6 protein-coding genes, 1 tRNA gene and 3 rRNA genes are annotated in these 19,329 nt (G+C 65.3%); 9 read left to right on the top strand and 1 reads right to left on the bottom strand.

All coding sequences use genetic code 11. The features are described from left to right. Window positions 1-194: 194 nt before the first annotated feature. From thyX to RCR19_RS10500, 8 genes are all read left to right on the top strand, one after another. A complete protein-coding gene (gene thyX / locus RCR19_RS10535; RefSeq protein WP_331264909.1) occupies window positions 195-935 on the top strand; it encodes an FAD-dependent thymidylate synthase in 741 nt (246 codons plus the stop codon). Window positions 936-1,145: 210 nt separating this feature from the next. Next, window positions 1,146-2,045: a 4-hydroxy-tetrahydrodipicolinate synthase gene (gene dapA, locus RCR19_RS10530; protein ID WP_059126158.1), complete on the top strand. Its 900-nt coding sequence runs from the start codon at window positions 1,146-1,148 to the stop codon at window positions 2,043-2,045. Between the two features lie 127 nt (window positions 2,046-2,172). Further along, the gene (locus tag RCR19_RS10525) at window positions 2,173-3,858 is read left to right on the top strand and encodes a ribonuclease J (protein ID WP_331264908.1); all 1,686 of its coding nucleotides are present in this window, start codon (window positions 2,173-2,175) and stop codon (window positions 3,856-3,858) included. Window positions 3,859-4,356: 498 nt separating this feature from the next. Continuing rightward, a 16S ribosomal RNA gene (locus tag RCR19_RS10520) occupies window positions 4,357-5,880 on the top strand. 306 nt (window positions 5,881-6,186) lie between these two features. Further along, window positions 6,187-9,289: ribosomal RNA gene (locus RCR19_RS10515) — 23S ribosomal RNA — on the top strand. Window positions 9,290-9,376: 87 nt separating this feature from the next. Continuing rightward, window positions 9,377-9,493 (top strand): 5S ribosomal RNA (gene rrf / locus RCR19_RS10510). The 16S, 23S and 5S rRNA genes sit together here, the layout of an rRNA operon. Before the next feature lie 112 nt (window positions 9,494-9,605). Beyond that, complete coding sequence (locus RCR19_RS10505) at window positions 9,606-10,268, top strand: DegT/DnrJ/EryC1/StrS family aminotransferase (RefSeq protein WP_331269402.1); 663 nt, start codon at window positions 9,606-9,608, stop codon at window positions 10,266-10,268. A gap of 85 nt (window positions 10,269-10,353) precedes the next feature. Further along, a tRNA-Thr gene (locus RCR19_RS10500) sits at window positions 10,354-10,429 on the top strand. A gap of 52 nt (window positions 10,430-10,481) precedes the next feature. On the opposite strand, the gene RCR19_RS10495 is transcribed toward RCR19_RS10500, so the two are convergent. Next, complete coding sequence (locus RCR19_RS10495; protein ID WP_331264907.1) at window positions 10,482-13,229, bottom strand: SpoIIE family protein phosphatase; 2,748 nt, start codon at window positions 13,227-13,229, stop codon at window positions 10,482-10,484. Window positions 13,230-13,604: 375 nt separating this feature from the next. Here RCR19_RS10495 and RCR19_RS10490 point away from each other — a divergent pair, with 375 nt between their 5' ends. Beyond that, window positions 13,605-19,076 carry a HAMP domain-containing protein gene (locus RCR19_RS10490; RefSeq protein WP_331264906.1) on the top strand — a complete coding sequence of 1,824 codons (5,472 nt, stop codon included), beginning with the start codon at window positions 13,605-13,607 and terminating at the stop codon, window positions 19,074-19,076. The last annotated feature ends 253 nt before the right edge of the window (window positions 19,077-19,329 follow it).

Raw genomic sequence — 19,329 nt, 5'->3', positions numbered from 1 at the left:
GTGAACTCAGGGCGACGCGAACGGATCGTCGTCACCAACACAGACGCGCGAATGGCGTGAATGGTGCCCTGTTTCGCTGATTTCGCCGAAGTTCGGGGGCGAATGTCGCGGACCGGTACCGAAGGTCCCGTTGTCAGTGCCGGGTCGTAGAGTGGGCGCCGCCCGAGCCCGTGATGGGAAGGACCCTCCACACCGTGACCGACATCCCAGCCGACGACCTCAAGCCCAGCTTCCGCAGCGACGTCACCGTCGAGCTGGTGAAGCACAGCGCGGCCGACTCCGACGTGCTGTGGGCCGCCCGTGTCTCCACCGCCGGCGAGCAGTCCCTCGACGAGCTGAAGAAGGATCCGGAGCGTTCCAAGGGACTGATCAACTACCTGATGCGGGACCGGCACGGCAGCCCCTTCGAGCACAACTCGATGACCTTCTTCATCAGTGCTCCGATCTTCGTCTTCCGCGAGTTCATGCGACACCGCGTGGGCTGGTCGTACAACGAGGAGAGCGGGCGCTACCGCGAGCTCCAGCCGGTGTTCTACGTCCCGGCCGAGTCCCGCAAGCTGGTCCAGGAGGGCCGCCCCGGGAAGTACCGGTTCGTGGAGGGCACCGTCGGCCAGCAGGAGCTGGTCGGCCGTGTCATGGAGGAGACGTACGTGCACGCGTACGAGGCGTATCAGGAGATGCTGGCCGCGGGTGTCGCGCGCGAGGTCGCCCGCTCGGTCCTGCCGGTCGGACTTTTCTCCTCGATGTACGCGACGTGCAACGCGCGCTCGCTCATGCACTTCCTCGGCCTGCGCACCCAGCACGAACTCGCCAAGGTGCCGTCCTTCCCGCAGCGGGAGATCGAGATGGTCGGCGAGAAGATGGAGGAGGCGTGGGCCGGGCTCATGCCGCTCACGCACGCCGCGTTCAACGCCAACGGGCGCATGGCGCCGTAACACGCACCTTTTTCCCGGTCGGGCACAGATGTGCGGTCGGCCGAGCGAAGTGTCCGTATTGCGGCATTTCGAGAAGTTCATCTAGCCTGATCAAACGGACCCGGCACTGCTTGAACCCCCGAGCAGGCAGTGCCGGGCTCCATCTTTGTCAGGACTTTTCCCGACCCCCTAGGGCAGACCGCGCCCGAGGCAGCGAGTAGCGTGTTACCCATGGCTCCGACCTCCACTCCGCAGATCCCCTTCGGGCGGATCCTCACCGCCATGGTCACGCCCTTCACGGCGGATGGCGCACTCGACCTCGACGGCGCACAGCGGCTCGCCACCCACCTGGTGGACGCAGGCAACGACGGCCTGATCATCAACGGCACCACCGGTGAGTCGCCCACCACGAGCGACGCGGAGAAATCGGATCTCGTACGGGCCGTGCTGGAGGCGGTCGGCGACCGCGCCCACGTCGTCGCCGGCGTCGGCACGAACGACACCCACCACAGCATCGAGCTGGCCCGCGCGGCACAGGCAGCCGGCGCGCACGGTCTCCTGACCGTCACGCCGTACTACAACAAGCCCCCGCAGGACGGCCTGTACCGGCACTTCAAGGCCATCGCCGACGCGACCGACCTGCCGGTCATGCTCTACGACATCCCGGGCCGCAGCGGTGTCCCGATCAACACCGAGACCCTCGTCCGGCTGGCCGAGCACCCGCGGATCGTGGCCAACAAGGACGCCAAGGGCGATCTCGGCCGCGCCAGCTGGGCTATCGCCCAGTCCGGCCTCGCCTGGTACTCGGGCGACGACATGCTCAATCTGCCCCTGCTGTCCGTGGGCGCGGTGGGCTTCGTCTCGGTGGTCGGCCACGTCGTCACGCCGGAGCTGCGTGCCATGGTCGAGGCCTACGTGGGCGGCGACGTCCAGAAGGCGCTGGAGATCCACCAGAAGCTGCTGCCCGTCTTCACCGGCATGTTCCGCACCCAGGGCGTGATGACGACCAAGGCCGCGCTCGCCCTCCGCGGCCTGCCCGCCGGCCCGCTGCGGCTGCCCATGGTCGAGCTTTCCTCCGAGGAGACCGCCCAGCTCAAGATCGATCTTGCCGCCGGCGGGGTAGAGCTCTGACAAAGACTTCACAACTGAATAGGCAGGACACAGGTGCCTGCATCCCACATCGACAACTGCTTTTGCACGAACGTCATGCGCGCCGCGTGCCCCACAGGTACGTGGCGCGTGTGGTCAGGAGAGTCTTTTGAGTCATCCGCATCCTGAACTCGGCCCACCCCCGCCGCTGCCCGAAGGCGGCCTGCGGGTCACCCCGCTCGGCGGACTCGGTGAGATCGGCCGAAACATGACGGTCTTCGAGTACGGCGGCCGTCTGCTGATCGTCGACTGCGGAGTGCTCTTCCCGGAGGAGGAGCAGCCCGGAATCGACCTGATCCTGCCGGACTTCTCGTCCATCAGGGACCGCCTCGACCAGGTCGAGGGCATCGTCCTCACGCACGGCCACGAAGACCACATCGGCGGTGTCCCGTTCCTGCTCCGCGAGAAGCCGGACATCCCGCTGATCGGCTCCAAGCTGACGCTCGCCCTCATCGAGGCCAAGCTCCAGGAGCACCGCATCCGTCCCTACACGCTCGAGGTCGCCGAGGGCCGGCGCGAGCGGGTCGGTCCCTTCGACTGCGAGTTCGTCGCGGTCAACCACTCCATCCCGGACGCGCTGGCGGTCGCCATCCGCACGCCCGCCGGAATGGTGGTCCACACCGGCGACTTCAAGATGGATCAGTTGCCGCTGGACAACCGTCTGACCGATCTCCACGCGTTCGCGCGGCTGAGTGAGGAAGGCATCGACCTCCTGCTCGCCGACTCCACCAACGCGGAGGTCCCGGGGTTCACCCCGCACGAGCGCGACATCTCCAACGTCCTGCGCCAGGTCTTCGCGGGTGCCCGTAAGCGGATCATCGTGGCGAGCTTCGCCAGCCACGTCCATCGCATCCAGCAGATCCTGGACGCGGCAAACGAGTACGGCCGCCGGGTCGCCTTCGTCGGCCGCTCCATGGTCCGCAACATGGGCATCGCGCGGGACCTGGGCTATCTGAAGGTCCCGCCGGGCCTGGTCGTCGACGTGAAGACCCTGGACGACCTCCCGGACGAACAGGTCGTGCTGGTCTGTACGGGCTCGCAGGGCGAGCCGATGGCGGCGCTGTCGCGGATGGCCAACCGGGACCATCAGATCCGCATCGTCGACGGCGACACGGTGATCCTCGCGTCGTCGCTGATCCCCGGGAACGAGAACGCGGTCTACCGCGTGATCAACGGCCTGACCCGCTGGGGCGCCAACGTCGTGCACAAGGGCAATGCCAAGGTGCACGTCTCGGGCCACGCGTCCGCGGGGGAGCTGCTGTACTTCTACAACATCTGCCGCCCCAAGAACCTGATGCCGGTCCACGGCGAATGGCGCCATCTGCGGGCGAACGCCGAACTGGGCGCGCTGACGGGTGTGCCGCACGACCGGATCGTCATCGCCGAGGACGGCATCGCCGTCGACCTGATCGAGGGCAAGGCGAGAATCTCCGGCAAGGTCCAGGCCGGATACGTCTACGTCGACGGTCTCTCGGTCGGCGACGTCGGCGAGCCGGCGCTGAAGGACCGGAAGATCCTCGGCGACGAGGGCATCATCTCGGTCTTCGTGGTCGTGGACTCCTCGACGGGCAAGATCACCGGCGGTCCCTATGTCCAGGCGCGCGGCTCGGGCATCGAGGACTCGGCCTTCGACGTGATCATCCCGAAGATCACCGAGACACTGGAGCGGTCGGCCCAGGACGGCATCGTCGAGCCGCACCAGCTGCAGCAACTGGTGCGAAGGACCCTGGGCAAGTGGGTCTCGGACACCTATCGGCGCAGGCCGATGATCCTTCCTGTGGTCGTTGAGGTCTGACGTCCCGTCAAGACCTCACGCATGTGCGACTGGAGCGGGGCGCCTCGATTTGCATCGAGGCGCCCCGCTCCAGTAGGTTTGCGGCTCCGCCTGCAGGGGAACCCGACGCAACCGAGCGTCCGGGACGTCCCCGGTGGGGTGGAAATCCCGACTCAGAACTTCTGATAAAGTCGGATCCGCCGGAGAGGGAAACGCGAGAGCGGAAACCTGGAAAGCACCGAGGAAATCGGATCGCGAAATGGTCTGATAGAGTCGGAAACACCGAAGGGAAGCGCCCGGAGGAAAGCCCGAGAGGGTGAGTACGAAGGAAGCGTCCGTTCCTTGAGAACTCAACAGCGTGCCAAAAGTCAACGCCAGATATGTTGATACCCCGTCTCCGGTCGGTTTGATCGGGGCGAGGTTCCTTTGAAATAACACAGCGAGGACGCTGTGGACCGGGGGGATTATTCCTCTTCCTGGTTCCGCTCTCGTGGTGTTCGACCGGATATCCGGTAAACATTCACGGAGAGTTTGATCCTGGCTCAGGACGAACGCTGGCGGCGTGCTTAACACATGCAAGTCGAACGATGAAGCCCTTCGGGGTGGATTAGTGGCGAACGGGTGAGTAACACGTGGGCAATCTGCCCTGCACTCTGGGACAAGCCCTGGAAACGGGGTCTAATACCGGATACGAGCCTCCCGGGCATCTGGGAGGTTGGAAAGCTCCGGCGGTGCAGGATGAGCCCGCGGCCTATCAGCTTGTTGGTGAGGTAACGGCTCACCAAGGCGACGACGGGTAGCCGGCCTGAGAGGGCGACCGGCCACACTGGGACTGAGACACGGCCCAGACTCCTACGGGAGGCAGCAGTGGGGAATATTGCACAATGGGCGAAAGCCTGATGCAGCGACGCCGCGTGAGGGATGACGGCCTTCGGGTTGTAAACCTCTTTCAGCAGGGAAGAAGCGAAAGTGACGGTACCTGCAGAAGAAGCGCCGGCTAACTACGTGCCAGCAGCCGCGGTAATACGTAGGGCGCAAGCGTTGTCCGGAATTATTGGGCGTAAAGAGCTCGTAGGCGGCTTGTCGCGTCGATTGTGAAAGCCCGGGGCTTAACTCCGGGTCTGCAGTCGATACGGGCAGGCTAGAGTGTGGTAGGGGAGATCGGAATTCCTGGTGTAGCGGTGAAATGCGCAGATATCAGGAGGAACACCGGTGGCGAAGGCGGATCTCTGGGCCATTACTGACGCTGAGGAGCGAAAGCGTGGGGAGCGAACAGGATTAGATACCCTGGTAGTCCACGCCGTAAACGGTGGGCACTAGGTGTTGGCGACATTCCACGTCGTCGGTGCCGCAGCTAACGCATTAAGTGCCCCGCCTGGGGAGTACGGCCGCAAGGCTAAAACTCAAAGGAATTGACGGGGGCCCGCACAAGCGGCGGAGCATGTGGCTTAATTCGACGCAACGCGAAGAACCTTACCAAGGCTTGACATACACCGGAAACATCCAGAGATGGGTGCCCCCTTGTGGTCGGTGTACAGGTGGTGCATGGCTGTCGTCAGCTCGTGTCGTGAGATGTTGGGTTAAGTCCCGCAACGAGCGCAACCCTTGTCCCGTGTTGCCAGCAGGCCCTTGTGGTGCTGGGGACTCACGGGAGACCGCCGGGGTCAACTCGGAGGAAGGTGGGGACGACGTCAAGTCATCATGCCCCTTATGTCTTGGGCTGCACACGTGCTACAATGGCCGGTACAATGAGCTGCGATACCGTGAGGTGGAGCGAATCTCAAAAAGCCGGTCTCAGTTCGGATTGGGGTCTGCAACTCGACCCCATGAAGTCGGAGTCGCTAGTAATCGCAGATCAGCATTGCTGCGGTGAATACGTTCCCGGGCCTTGTACACACCGCCCGTCACGTCACGAAAGTCGGTAACACCCGAAGCCGGTGGCCCAACCCCTCGGGGAGGGAGCTGTCGAAGGTGGGACTGGCGATTGGGACGAAGTCGTAACAAGGTAGCCGTACCGGAAGGTGCGGCTGGATCACCTCCTTTCTAAGGAGCACTTCTCATCAACTTCGGTTGGTCAGAGGCCAGTACATCGGCGAACGTCCGGTGCTGGTTGCTCATGGGTGGAACGTTGACTATTCGGCACTCTTGGATGGATGAGGACGTTAGTACTGCTTCGGCGTGGAAAGCGGATCTTGTCGGCGAGGGTGTCGGGCGCGCTGTTGGGTGTCTGAGGGTGCGGCCGTTTGGTCGTCCTTCGGCGCCGACCCCAGTGAACTCGCTGGTTTTTCCAGTGGGGTGATGGGTGGTTGGTCGTTGTTTGAGAACTGCACAGTGGACGCGAGCATCTGTGGCCAAGTTTTTAAGGGCGCACGGTGGATGCCTTGGCACCAGGAACCGATGAAGGACGTGGGAGGCCGCGATAGTCCCCGGGGAGTCGTCAACCAGGCTTTGATCCGGGGGTTTCCGAATGGGGAAACCCGGCAGTCGTCATGGGCTGTCACCCGCTGCTGAACTCATAGGCAGTGTGGAGGGAACGAGGGGAAGTGAAACATCTCAGTACCCTCAGGAAGAGAAAACAACCGTGATTCCGGGAGTAGTGGCGAGCGAAACCGGATGAGGCCAAACCGTATACGTGTGAGACCCGGCAGGGGTTGCGTGTGCGGGGTTGTGGGTTCTTTCTTCTGCGGTCTGCCGGCCGTGGGACGAGTCAGAAACCGTTGATGTAGACGAAGGACATGCGAAAGGTCCGGCGTAGAGGGTAAGACCCCCGTAGTCGAAACGTCAGCGGCTCGTTTGGAAGATACCCAAGTAGCACGGGGCCCGAGAAATCCCGTGTGAATCTGGCGGGACCACCCGCTAAGCCTAAATATTCCCTGGTGACCGATAGCGGATAGTACCGTGAGGGAATGGTGAAAAGTACCCCGGGAGGGGAGTGAAATAGTACCTGAAACCGTGTGCCTACAAGCCGTGGGAGCACTTTGGTGTGACTGCGTGCCTTTTGAAGAATGAGCCTGCGAGTTTGCGGTGTGTTGCGAGGTTAACCCGTGTGGGGTAGCCGTAGCGAAAGCGAGTCCGAATAGGGCGTTGGAGTAGCACGCTCAAGACCCGAAGCGGAGTGATCTAGCCATGGGCAGGTTGAAGCGGAGGTAAGACTTCGTGGAGGACCGAACCCACCAGGGTTGAAAACCTGGGGGATGACCTGTGGTTAGGGGTGAAAGGCCAATCAAACTCCGTGATAGCTGGTTCTCCCCGAAATGCATTTAGGTGCAGCGTCGTGTGTTTCTTGCCGGAGGTAGAGCACTGGATAGGCGATGGGCCCTACCGGGTTACTGACCTTAGCCAAACTCCGAATGCCGGTAAGTGAGAGCGCGGCAGTGAGACTGTGGGGGATAAGCTCCATGGTCGAGAGGGAAACAGCCCAGAGCATCGACTAAGGCCCCTAAGCGTACGCTAAGTGGGAAAGGATGTGGAGTCGCACAGACAACCAGGAGGTTGGCTTAGAAGCAGCCACCCTTGAAAGAGTGCGTAATAGCTCACTGGTCTAGTGATTCCGCGCCGACAATGTAGCGGGGCTCAAGCGTACCGCCGAAGTCGTGTCATTGCAGCATATAGCCCTAACGGGTGTTGTGATGGGTAGGGGAGCGTCGTCTGCCGGGTGAAGCAGCACCGGAAGGTAGTTGTGGACGGTTGACGAGTGAGAATGCAGGCATGAGTAGCGATTCACACGTGGGAAACGTGTGCGCCGATTGACTAAGGGTTCCTGGGTCAAGCTGATCTGCCCAGGGTAAGTCGGGACCTAAGGCGAGGCCGACAGGCGTAGTCGATGGATAACCGGTTGATATTCCGGTACCCGCTGTGAAGCGTCAAACATCGAACCTTCTGATGCTAAGGCCGTGAAGCCGTCCTGGATCCTTCGGGTGAAGGGGAGTGGTGGAGCCGCCGGTCCAAGGTGGTAGTAGGTGAGTGATGGGGTGACGCAGGAAGGTAGTCCATCCCGGGCGGTGGTTGTCCCGGGGTAAGGGTGTAGGCCGTGTGATAGGTAAATCCGTTGCACTTGTGGCTGAGACCTGATGCCGAGCCGATTGTGGTGAAGTGGATGATCCTATGCTGTCGAGAAAAGCCTCTAGCGAGTTTCATGGCGGCCCGTACCCTAAACCGACTCAGGTGGTCTGGTAGAGAATACCGAGGCGTTCGGGTGAACTATGGTTAAGGAACTCGGCAAAATGCCCCCGTAACTTCGGGAGAAGGGGGGCCACATCTGGTGAGAGCACGTGCTGCTCGAGCTGGGGGTGGCCGCAGAGACCAGCGAGAAGCGACTGTTTACTAAAAACACAGGTCCGTGCGAAGCCGTAAGGCGATGTATACGGACTGACGCCTGCCCGGTGCTGGAACGTTAAGGGGACCGGTTAGCTCACTTTCGGGTGGGCGAAGCTGAGAACTTAAGCGCCAGTAAACGGCGGTGGTAACTATAACCATCCTAAGGTAGCGAAATTCCTTGTCGGGTAAGTTCCGACCTGCACGAATGGCGTAACGACTTCTCGACTGTCTCAACCATAGGCCCGGTGAAATTGCACTACGAGTAAAGATGCTCGTTTCGCGCAGCAGGACGGAAAGACCCCGGGACCTTTACTACAGTTTGATATTGGTGTTCGGTTCGGCTTGTGTAGGATAGCTGGGAGACTGTGAAGCTTGGACGCCAGTTCAGGTGGAGTCGTCGTTGAAATACCAGTCTGGTCGTGCTGGATGTCTAACCCGGGTCCGTGATCCGGATCGGGGACAGTGTCTGATGGGTAGTTTAACTGGGGCGGTTGCCTCCTAAAGGGTAACGGAGGCGCCCAAAGGTTCCCTCAGCCTGGTTGGCAATCAGGTGTTGAGTGTAAGTGCACAAGGGAGCTTGACTGTGAGACCGACGGGTCGAGCAGGGACGAAAGTCGGGACTAGTGATCCGGCGGTGGCTTGTGGAAGCGCCGTCGCTCAACGGATAAAAGGTACCCCGGGGATAACAGGCTGATCTTCCCCAAGAGTCCATATCGACGGGATGGTTTGGCACCTCGATGTCGGCTCGTCGCATCCTGGGGCTGGAGTCGGTCCCAAGGGTTGGGCTGTTCGCCCATTAAAGCGGTACGCGAGCTGGGTTTAGAACGTCGTGAGACAGTTCGGTCCCTATCCGCTGTGCGCGTAGGAGTCTTGAGAAGGGCTGTCCCTAGTACGAGAGGACCGGGACGGACGAACCTCTGGTGTGCCAGTTGTTCTGCCAAGGGCATGGCTGGTTGGCTACGTTCGGGAGGGATAACCGCTGAAAGCATCTAAGCGGGAAGCCTGCTTCGAGATGAGGACTCCCACCCACTTGATGGGGTAAGGCTCCCAGTAGACGACTGGGTTGATAGGCCGGATCTGGAAGCACGGTAACGTGTGGAGGTGACCGGTACTAATAGGCCGAGGGCTTGTCCATAGAGGCTCGCGTCCACTGTGTTGGTTCTGAAACCACGAACAGCCCCGCCCATTGTTGTGGGTGGTGTGGCGTTCTGTTTCATAGTGTTTCGGTGGTCATAGCGTGAGGGAAACGCCCGGTTACATTCCGAACCCGGAAGCTAAGCCTTTCAGCGCCGATGGTACTGCAGGGGGGACCCTGTGGGAGAGTAGGACACCGCCGAACAATTCTTCAGAGCTGGTCCCCGAACTTCGGTTCGGGGACCAGCTTTTTTGTGTTGGGCGTCATTTTTCGTTCACTTTGCCGCACCAGCATCCGGAGCATGGGTACCGCAGGAATGCTCAGGGCCGCGGGAGTTGGACACGGTGACGAGGTCATCGTGCCGTCCTTCGGGAACATCGAGGTCGCCGAGGCCGTGACCCTGGCCGGCGCGACGCCGGTCTTCGCCGACATAGACCCGGCGACGTACTGCCTTGCTCCCACGGCCGTTGAGGCCGTGGTCGGCGCGCAGACCGCCGCGATCGTCGTCGTCCACCGCTTCGGGCATCCGGCCGACGTCGCCGGCCTGCACGAGCTCGGACAGCGGCACGGGCTCCTGGTGTTGGAGCAGGGTGAGTCGGAGACTCCCTATGCCGAGGTCGCGCAGCGTCGTGAGCGGGCCGCCTACCTCGACCGGCGGCTGCGGCGCGTACGTGCGCCCGAGAGCGGCGGCGGTCACACCTACCAGCAGTACGTGGTGCGGGTTCCGGGTAATGGACGGCCGGACCGGGACGCTTTTGCCCAGGCCCTTCGGGCCAGGGGCGTCGAGTGCCGGGTGCCGGTGAAGACGCCGGTCCACCGGATGCCGGGGTTCCGTCGCGACGTGTGCCTGCCCGAGACCGAACTCGCCTCGGACGAGACGCTTTCGCTGCCGGTGGAGGCCTCGTTGACGAAGCGTGAGATGAATCGGATCGTGTCCGCGTGCAATGCCCTTGGAGGGCTGCTCCAGCCGGCCTTCTGAGCTGCTGCTGATGGTTGGGAGCACACTCCGGTTCGGGGTATGATCTATCCCGTTGCCGCGGGGGGATACCTCGAGAAGGCAACCGGCCCCTATAGCTCAGTCGGCAGAGCGTCTCCATGGTAAGGAGAAGGTCAACGGTTCGATTCCGTTTGGGGGCTCCACCAGAAGGCCTCGCCCAACAGGGCGAGGCCTTCTTCGTTTTCCGGGGTCTGCTCAGTCCTTCGGAAGGCCCGGGACGCGCATCGCGAGAATCGCCATGTCGTCCGACGGGGCGTCGGACGCGAAGCGTTCCACCGCGCGCATGATGCGAGCCGCCACCGCACCCGCCGTGAGGCCCGTGCAGGTGGTCAGAACGTCCGCGAGGCCGTCGTCACCCAACATGCGGGTGCCCTCGCGACGTTCGGTGACGCCGTCCGTCACACAGAGCAGGACGTCGCCCGGGTCGAGCGTGACGGTCTGCTCGTACAGGTCCAGGTCTTCCATGACGCCGAGGAGCGGCTGGGGCTCAGCCGCCGGTTCCACCGAGCCGTCCTGGCGCAGGCGCAGCGGTAGGGGATGACCGGCGCACACCACCTTCAGCAACGCGCTGCCGTCCTCCTGCGGCCACAACTCGCCGTAGAGGAGCGTCAGGAAGCGGCTGCGGGCGCCCTCGTCGAGGATCGCGGAGTTCAGGCGTTCCAGTACCGCGGGACCCCCGAAGCCCTCCCTGGCGAGCAGACGGAGGGCGTGGCGGGCCAGGCCCGTGACGGCCGCCGCCTCCGGTCCGGTACCGCAGACGTCGCCGATGGCGAAGCCGTAGGCGCCGTCGCGGATCGGGAACAGGTCGTAGAAGTCGCCGCCGACCTCGTTGCCCTCGCCGGCCGCGCGGTAGATGACCTCCACCTCGACGCCGTCGACATGCGGGAGCTCGGGCGGGAGCAGGCTGCGCTGGAGGGACTGGCTGATGGCCGTGCGCTCCGAGTACAGCCGGGCGTTGTCCAGCGCGAGGGCGGCCCGTCGGCTCAAGTCCTCGGCCAGTTCCAGGATTTCCTGCCGGAAGTGTTCGTCCGTCGGCTTGCCCAGGGTCAGCATGCCGATGACACGGTTGCGCGCCACGAGGGGGAGTACGACCGTCTCGCCGCCGACCGCCGAAGCGGTTGCCAGCGTCGTGCCGATGCCGGAGCTGAGGGCCGGGGCTTCGCCGAGTCCCAGGCTCCGCATCGAGGTGCGCAGCGCGGCCTGGTGGGCGGCCTCCCCGGGGGCCGTCCAGATCCTGGCGCCCGGCGTGGGGATGGGCTCCGGCGGCGCGATCTTCGACAGCAGTGCCTTGACGCCGTCGATGCGTTCCTCGTCCTCGTGCAGGACGTAGGAAAGATAGGGCTCCGAGGCCTGGTCGGCGATCGTGTACACCGCACACCAGGTGGCGAGGGTCGGGATGGTCATCTGTGCCATGAGCGCCAGCGTCTGGTCGCGGTCCAGGGTGCCGGCGAGGAGGTCCGAGGCCTCGACCAGGAAGCTGAGTGAGCCGCGACGCAGGCGCTCGAGCTCACCGAGCCGGGCCGACTCCACGGCGAGGGCGATCCGGTCGGCCGCGAACTGAAGCCGCAGGGCCTCTTCGTTGGAGTAGCGCGTGGCGGCCTCGGCCGCCACGCCGAGGGAGCCGGTGAGCCTGCCCTCCACCTTCAGCGGGACCGTCACCACCGAGCGCATGCCCGTGCCGGACAGCAGGGGCACGGCGCCGGGGACGGCCGTCAGATCGTCGTGGACGGCCGGCATGCGGGCCGAGCCGTAGCGGCCGGGGCCCGCCTCGACCGGGACGCGGGCGAAGCGCTGACGGGCGGACGGCAGGCCCGTGGAGGCGCGTACCTCGAGCTCCGTCTCGTCGTCGGTGGCGAGGAGGAGGAAGGCCGCGTCGCCGTCGAGCATGTCGCGGGCGCGTTCCACCGTGCGCTGCAGCAGGCCGTCGAGGTCGTCCGGGGCCGGGGAGCCGATGAAGACCTCGAACGGATCCGTGGTCTGGCCGTCCTGGCCGGTGGAGGCGTCGGGCGCCGGTCCGCGCAGGGGGGTCTGCAGAACCGCGCGCTCATGGTCGCGGACGAGCAGGCAGACCGTGGAGGGGTCGCCCGCGGTGTCCCGTACGCGCAGATGGGAGGCGTAGACGGGGGTCACACGGCCGTCGGCGCCGCGGATGCCGTAGCTGCCCTCCCAGCGCGAGAGCCGGAGGGCCTCGGCGACGCCGGTGCCGGTGCCGGGCGTGTGCGGCCAGGCGGCGAGGTCGGTGAGCGGCTTTCCGGTGACCTGCTCGGCGGCGTAACCGAAGAGCTCCTCCGCGTCCTCGTTCCAGGCCGTGATGGAGCCGCCGCGGTCGATCTGGACGACGGCGACGCGGACCCGGGCGTCGGCGAGCGGGAGAAGGTCGGCGGGCAGGGTGGGTCCTGCCGCGCGGGTGCCCACCGGCCGCTCGGGGAGGTCGAGTTGGAACCAGACCTGCTTGTGCGTCGGGGTGTACTCCACGCCCCAGCGTCCGGCCAGGGCGGCGCAGAGCTGGAGGCCGCGGCCGCCCTCCCGGTCGGGGTGGCCCATGTTGACGGCGGCCGACTGGAGCGGGACCTCGCGCTCCGGATAGCGGTCGGCGACCTCGATGCGTACTCCGTCGTCGCTGCGCAGACACAGGACGTCCGCGGCGGTGCCCGCGTGCACGACGGCGTTGGTGACCAACTCGCTGGTCAGGACGACGGCGTCGTCCACGATGTCGGCGAAGCCCCAGCCCTGCAGGGTGTCGCGTACGAAGGAGCGGGCGGTCGCGACCGACCGTCCGACGGGTTCGAAGGTGGCGGCCGCGCGCGCGGTGATCACAGAGCTCCTCGTCCGGTTCTCGACGTGCGGGGCTACCGGGCCGACCCGCTCCTGCCGAGGCAGTTGCTCGTTCCCCGCGTGCCGGGGATCCTGGGGTGGTCCCCCGGGATGCAGTCCGGTGGTCATGTGAGGCGCCCCTCCGATGCCTGCCCGCTCGTGCTCATACCGCCGCCCAGGCCGGTCGCACCGGAGCGGCTGGACAGCCGGATGCAAGGTTACTTACCTTCGCCGTCCATGCGGATGCCGGTTGGCTGTGTTTACGTCCGGAGGGTGTGCGGAGCGTGTGCGAAGCTGCCGAACTGTTATGGCCGGGTTCAGGCATGGTGAAACACTGGGCAAGCTTCTGGAGATGGTCCGAGCAGACAGAGTGTCTTCTGCCACGCCGGGCAGGAGCACGCGCGTGTGCCTGATACACAGGGCGGCACCAGGCACCGGTAACCGGTACGGCGAGCGGTACACCTGAGCACAGCAGTGATGGTCGACCCCTGCGGGAGGGACACAGTGGAGTCTGGCGAAGCGACGCGGAGCACGAAGACGCGCGCAAAAGGCGGACAGTCCCTGAGCAACCAGCGCAAAGAACGCAATGGAACCACCTCGGTGGACACGGCGGCCCTGAACAGGCTGCTGGCGGCTCTGGTGTCCATGAGGGACGGTAATTTCCGCAAACGGCTGACGGTCACCGGCGACGGGGTGATGGCCGAGATCGCGGCCGTCTTCAACGAGGTAGCCGACCGGAATCTGCATCTGACCGGTGAGCTGTCGCGGGTGCGGCGCATGGTCGGGCGTGAGGGCAAGCTCACGGAGCGGCTGGAGACGGGGGCCTGCGAAGGTTCCTGGGCGGCCGCCATCGACGCCTCGAACGCGCTCGTCGACGATCTCGCCCGCCCGGTCTCCGAGGTCAGCCGGGTGCTGTCCGCGGTCGCCGAGGGTGATCTGTCGCCGCGGATGGAGTTGCGGGCGCCGGGTCCGGAGGGGACCGGGCATCCGTTGCGCGGTGAGTTCCTGAAGGTCGGCCGTACGGTCAACAATCTGGTCGACCAGCTGTCGACGTTCACCGACGAGGTCACGCGGGTGGCCAGTGAGGTGGGTACCGAGGGCAAGCTGGGCGGGCAGGCCCGGGTGCGCGGTATGTCCGGTTCGTGGAAGGACCTCACGGATTCGGTCAATACGATGGCGTACCGGCTGACCGCCCAGGTACGGGACATCGCCCTGGTGACCACGGCGGTCGCCAAGGGTGATCTGTCCCGGAAGGTCACGGTTCACGTGGCCGGCGAGATGCTGGAGCTGAAGGAAACCGTCAACACGATGGTGGACCAGCTCTCCTCCTTCTCCTCCGAGGTGACCCGGGTGGCCCGCGAGGTGGGCACGGAGGGGGAGCTGGGCGGCCAGGCGCAGGTGCCCGGTGTGGCCGGCGTGTGGAAGGACCTCACCGATTCGGTGAACCTGATGGCCGGCAATCTCACCGCCCAGGTGCGCGGGATCGCCCAGGTCACCACCGCGGTCGCCAACGGCGACCTGTCGCAGAAGGTGACGGTGTCGGCGCGCGGCGAGGTCGCGCAGCTCGCCGAGACGATCAACCAGATGACCGAAACGCTGCGGACGTTCGCGGACGAGGTCACCCGTGTCGCCAACGAGGTCGGCGCCGAGGGCCAGCTCGGCGGGCAGGCGAACGTGCCGGGTGCGGCGGGAACGTGGAAGGACCTCACCGATTCGGTGAACACGGTCTTCCGGAACCTGACCACCCAGGTGCGGGACATCGCCGCCGTGACGACGGCGGTGGCCAGCGGTGACCTGTCGCAGAAGGTCACCGTCGACGTCGCAGGCGAGATGCTGGAGCTGAAGAACACCGTCAACGGGATGGTGGACCAGCTGTCGGCCTTCGGTTCCGAGGTCACGCGCGTGGCGCGGGAGATCGGCGACGAGGGTGAGCTGGGCGGCCAGGCCCAGGTCACGGGTGCCGCGGGCACCTGGAAGGACCTCACGGACTCCGTCAACACCGCGTTCCGCAACCTCACCGGCCAGGTCCGCAACATCGCGCAGGTGACGACGGCGGTGGCCAACGGCGATCTGTCGCAGAAGGTCACCGTGGACGTCTCCGGCGAGATGCTCCAGCTGAAGAACACCGTGAACACGATGGTGGACCAGCTGTCCGCCTTCGCCGACCAGGTCACACGCATGGCGCGGGACGTGGGCACCGAGGGCCGCCTGGGCGGCCAGGCCGTGGTGCCTGGCGTCAGCGGCACCTGGAAGGAACTCACCGACTCCGTCAACTTCATGGCCGGCAACCTCACCTCCCAGGTGAGGCAGATCGCCCAGGTGACGACGGCGGTGGCCCGTGGTGACCTGTCGCAGAAGATCGACGTGGACGCGCGCGGCGAGATCCTGGAGCTGAAGAACACCATCAACAACCTGGTGGACCAGCTCTCCGCCTTCGCCGAGCAGGTGACCCGGGTGGCCCGCGAGGTGGGCACCGAGGGCCGGCTGGGCGGTCAGGCGCAGGTGCCGGGTGTGGCAGGCGTGTGGCGCGACCTGACCGACTCCGTGAACGGCATGGCCGGCAACCTCACCACCCAGGTGCGCAACATCGCGCAGGTCGCGACGGCGGTGGCCCGTGGTGACCTGTCGCAGAAGATCGACGTGGACGCGCGCGGCGAGATCCTGGAGCTGAAGAACACCCTCAACACGATGGTGGACCAGCTGTCCAACTTCGCCGAGCAGGTGACGCGGGTGGCCCGCGAGGTGGGCACCGAGGGCATCCTCGGCGGTCAGGCGGAGGTCCAGGGTGTCTCCGGCACCTGGAAGGACCTCACCCAGTCCGTGAACTTCATGGCGAACAACCTCACCATCCAGGTGCGCAACATCGCCGAGGTCACGACCGCGGTCGCCAAGGGCGACCTGTCCAAGAAGATCACCGTCGACGCCAAGGGCGAGATCCTCGAGCTCGTCACCACCGTCAACACGATGGTGGACCAGCTGTCGTCCTTCGCCGAGCAGGTGACGCGGGTGGCCCGCGAGGTGGGCACCGAGGGCATCCTCGGCGGCCAGGCCCACGTCCCCGGTGTCACGGGCATCTGGAAGGACCTCAACGACAACGTCAACCTGATGGCCAACAACCTGACCACTCAGGTGCGCAACATCTCCCAGGTCGCCGCGGCCGTCGCCAACGGCGACCTGACACGGACGGTGACGATCGAGGCGCGTGGTGAGGTCGCCCAGCTCGCCGACACCTTCAACACGATGGTGAAGACGCTCAGTTCGTTCGCCGACCAGGTCACCAAGGTGGCCCGTGAGGTGGGCACGGACGGCATCCTCGGCGGCCAGGCGCACGTCCCCGGTGTGGCCGGCACCTGGAAGGACCTCACCGAGTCCGTGAACCAGATGGCGTCCAACCTCACCGGTCAGGTGCGGAACATCGCCATGGTCACCACGGCCATCGCCAAGGGCGACCTGACCAAGAAGATCGACATCGATGCGCGCGGCGAGATCCTCGAGCTGAAGACCACCATCAACACCATGGTCGACCAGCTCTCCTCCTTCGCCGAGGAGGTCACCAGGGTCGCCCGCGAGGTGGGTACGGAAGGGCAGCTCGGCGGACAGGCGCGCGTCCGGGACGTCGACGGCACCTGGCGCGACCTCACCGAGTCGGTGAACGAGATGGCCGGGAACCTGACCCGGCAGGTGCGTGCCATCGCGCGCGTGGCGACCGCGGTGACCCGCGGTGACCTCAACCTGAAGATCGACGTGGACGCCTCCGGCGAGATCCAGGAGCTTCAGGACTACATCAACAAGATGATCGCCAACCTGCGCGACACCACGATCGCGAACAAGGAGCAGGACTGGCTGAAGGGCAACCTTGCGCGGATCTCCGCACTGATGCAGGGCCGCCGCGACCTGGAGGACGTGGCGTCGCTGATCATGAGCGAGCTGACGCCGGTGGTGTCCGCCCAGCACGGCGCGTTCTTCCTCGCGATGCCGCTGGTCGACGGCAAGGACCTGGCCGCCGAGGCGGACGAGGCGTACGAGCTGCGCATGCAGGGGTCCTACGGCTACTCCATGGGCTCCATGCCGACGTCGTTCCGGCCGGGCGAGGCGCTCATCGGGACCGCGGCCAAGGAGAAGCGCACGATCCTCGTGGAGAACGCGCCGAGCGGCTATCTGAAGATCTCCTCCGGGCTCGGTGAGGCACCGCCCGCGCAGGTGATCGTCCTTCCGGTGCTCTTCGAGGGCAAGGTGCTCGGTGTGATCGAGCTGGCCTCCTTCACCCCGTTCACGCAGATTCAGAAGGACTTCCTGAACCAGATCGCCGAGATGATCGCGACGAGCGTCAACACCATCTCCGTCAACACCAAGACGGAGGTGCTGCTGAAGCAGTCGCAGGAGCTGACCGAGCAACTGCGGGAGCGTTCGGCCGAGTTGGAGAACCGGCAGAAGGCCCTGCAGTCGTCCAACGCCGAACTGGAGGAGAAGGCGGAGCTGCTGGCCCAGCAGAACCGCGACATCGAGGTCAAGAACACCGAGATCGAGGAGGCGCGGCAGGTCCTCGAGGAGCGCGCCGAGCAGCTCGCGGTCTCCATGCGCTACAAGAGCGAGTTCCTGGCCAACATGTCGCACGAGCTGCGTACGCCGCTCAACTCCCTGCTGATCCTGGCCAAGTTGCTCGCCGACAACGCCGAGGGCAACCTCTCGCCCAAGCAGGTCGAGTTCGCCGAGACCATTCACGGCGCAGGGTCCGACCTGCTCCAGCTCATCAACGACATCCTCGACCTGTCGAAGGTCGAGGCGGGCAAGATGGACGTCTCCCCGACGCGTATCGCGCTCGTCCAACTCGTCGACTACGTGGAGGCGACCTTCCGGCCGCTGACCGCGGAGAAGGGACTGGACTTCTCCGTCCGGGTCTCGCCCGAACTGCCCGCCACGCTGCACACCGACGAACAGCGCCTCCTTCAGGTGCTGCGCAACCTGCTCTCCAACGCGGTGAAGTTCACCGACACCGGCGCCGTGGAGCTGGTGATCCGCCCTGCGGGCAACGACGTCCCGGTGGCCATCCGGGAGCAGCTCCTGGAGGCGGGTTCGCTGCGGGACGCGGACGCGGATGTGATCGCGTTCTCCGTGGCCGACACCGGCATCGGGATCGCGGCCAGCAAGATGCGGGTGATCTTCGAGGCGTTCAAGCAGGCGGACGGCACCACCAGCCGCAAGTACGGCGGTACGGGCCTCGGGCTGTCCATCTCCCGGGAGATCGCACGGCTGCTCGGCGGGGAGATCCACGCGCAGAGCGAACCCGGACGCGGCTCCACGTTCACTCTGTACCTGCCGCTTCACCCGAGCGAACTGCCCCCGCACGGCTACGCGCAGCTCGCGCCCGCCCTGGCGGCGGACGAACTGCTGGCCTCGGAGGCGGAGCCGGGTGCGCCGGACATCGAGACCCCGGCCGAGGTGAAGTCGTACCGGGAGACCCAGAACGGCCCCGCGGCGCTCTTCCGGCGCCGGCGCAGGGCGGTCTCCGCGGCCCCGCAGCGTTCGGCCGCCGGGCAGGGACAGGAGCAATGGGCGGGGGACCAGCAGGAGGGTGTCGTGCCACGGCAGAGCGTGCGGTTCGACAGCGAGAAGGTGCTGATCGTCGACGACGACATCCGCAACGTCTTCGCCCTCACCAGCGTTCTGGAGCAGCACGGTCTGTCGGTGCTGTACGCCGAGAACGGCCGGGAGGGCATCGAGGTCCTGGAGCAGCACGACGATGTAGCCGTCGTCCTGATGGACATCATGATGCCCGAGATGGACGGCTACGCCACGACGACGGCGATCCGGCGGATGCCGCAGTTCGCGGGCCTTCCGATCGTCGCACTGACGGCGAAGGCGATGAAGGGCGACCGCGAGAAGGCCATCGAGTCGGGCGCCTCGGACTATGTGACCAAGCCGGTCGACCCCGATCACCTGCTGGCCGTGATGGAACAGTGGATGCGTGACCAGTGAAGGCGATCCTCAAAGTTCACACGGAGCCGCTGACTGAGTGTGGCCGACGCCGTGTAGAAGTGCGGTGTACGGGGAACCTTCTGGTCTCCTGCCGCGTTTCTGCTACGTGCACAGTGACATCGCGGTGACAGGGTGTGGCGACGGGCGGGGTGCGGCTACGATGACCGGCACAAGGACGGGCGGCGCAAGGGAGTCGTCCCCTGGGGTGGTGCCGGGTGGCGTCACCTCGAGTCCTGAGGACAGGGGAGGCCCC

Origin of the sequence: Streptomyces sp. WAC07094, assembly GCF_036320405.1 — a bacterium.
Lineage (GTDB): Bacteria > Actinomycetota > Actinomycetes > Streptomycetales > Streptomycetaceae > Streptomyces > Streptomyces lannensis.
The sequence above is the reverse complement of the archived record's forward strand: the minus strand, read 5'-3'. Positions and strand labels throughout refer to the sequence as shown.

What these genes read in the sequence shown, in the direction of transcription:
- dapA (WP_059126158.1), top strand. Translation starts at nt 1,146, where the DNA reads ATGGCTCCGACCTCCACTCCGCAGATCCCCTTCGGGCGGATCCTCACC.
- RCR19_RS10505 (WP_331269402.1), top strand. Translation starts at nt 9,606, where the DNA reads ATGCTCAGGGCCGCGGGAGTTGGACACGGTGACGAGGTCATCGTGCCG.
- RCR19_RS10495 (WP_331264907.1), bottom strand. Translation starts at nt 13,229, where the DNA reads ATGACCACCGGACTGCATCCCGGGGGACCACCCCAGGATCCCCGGCAC.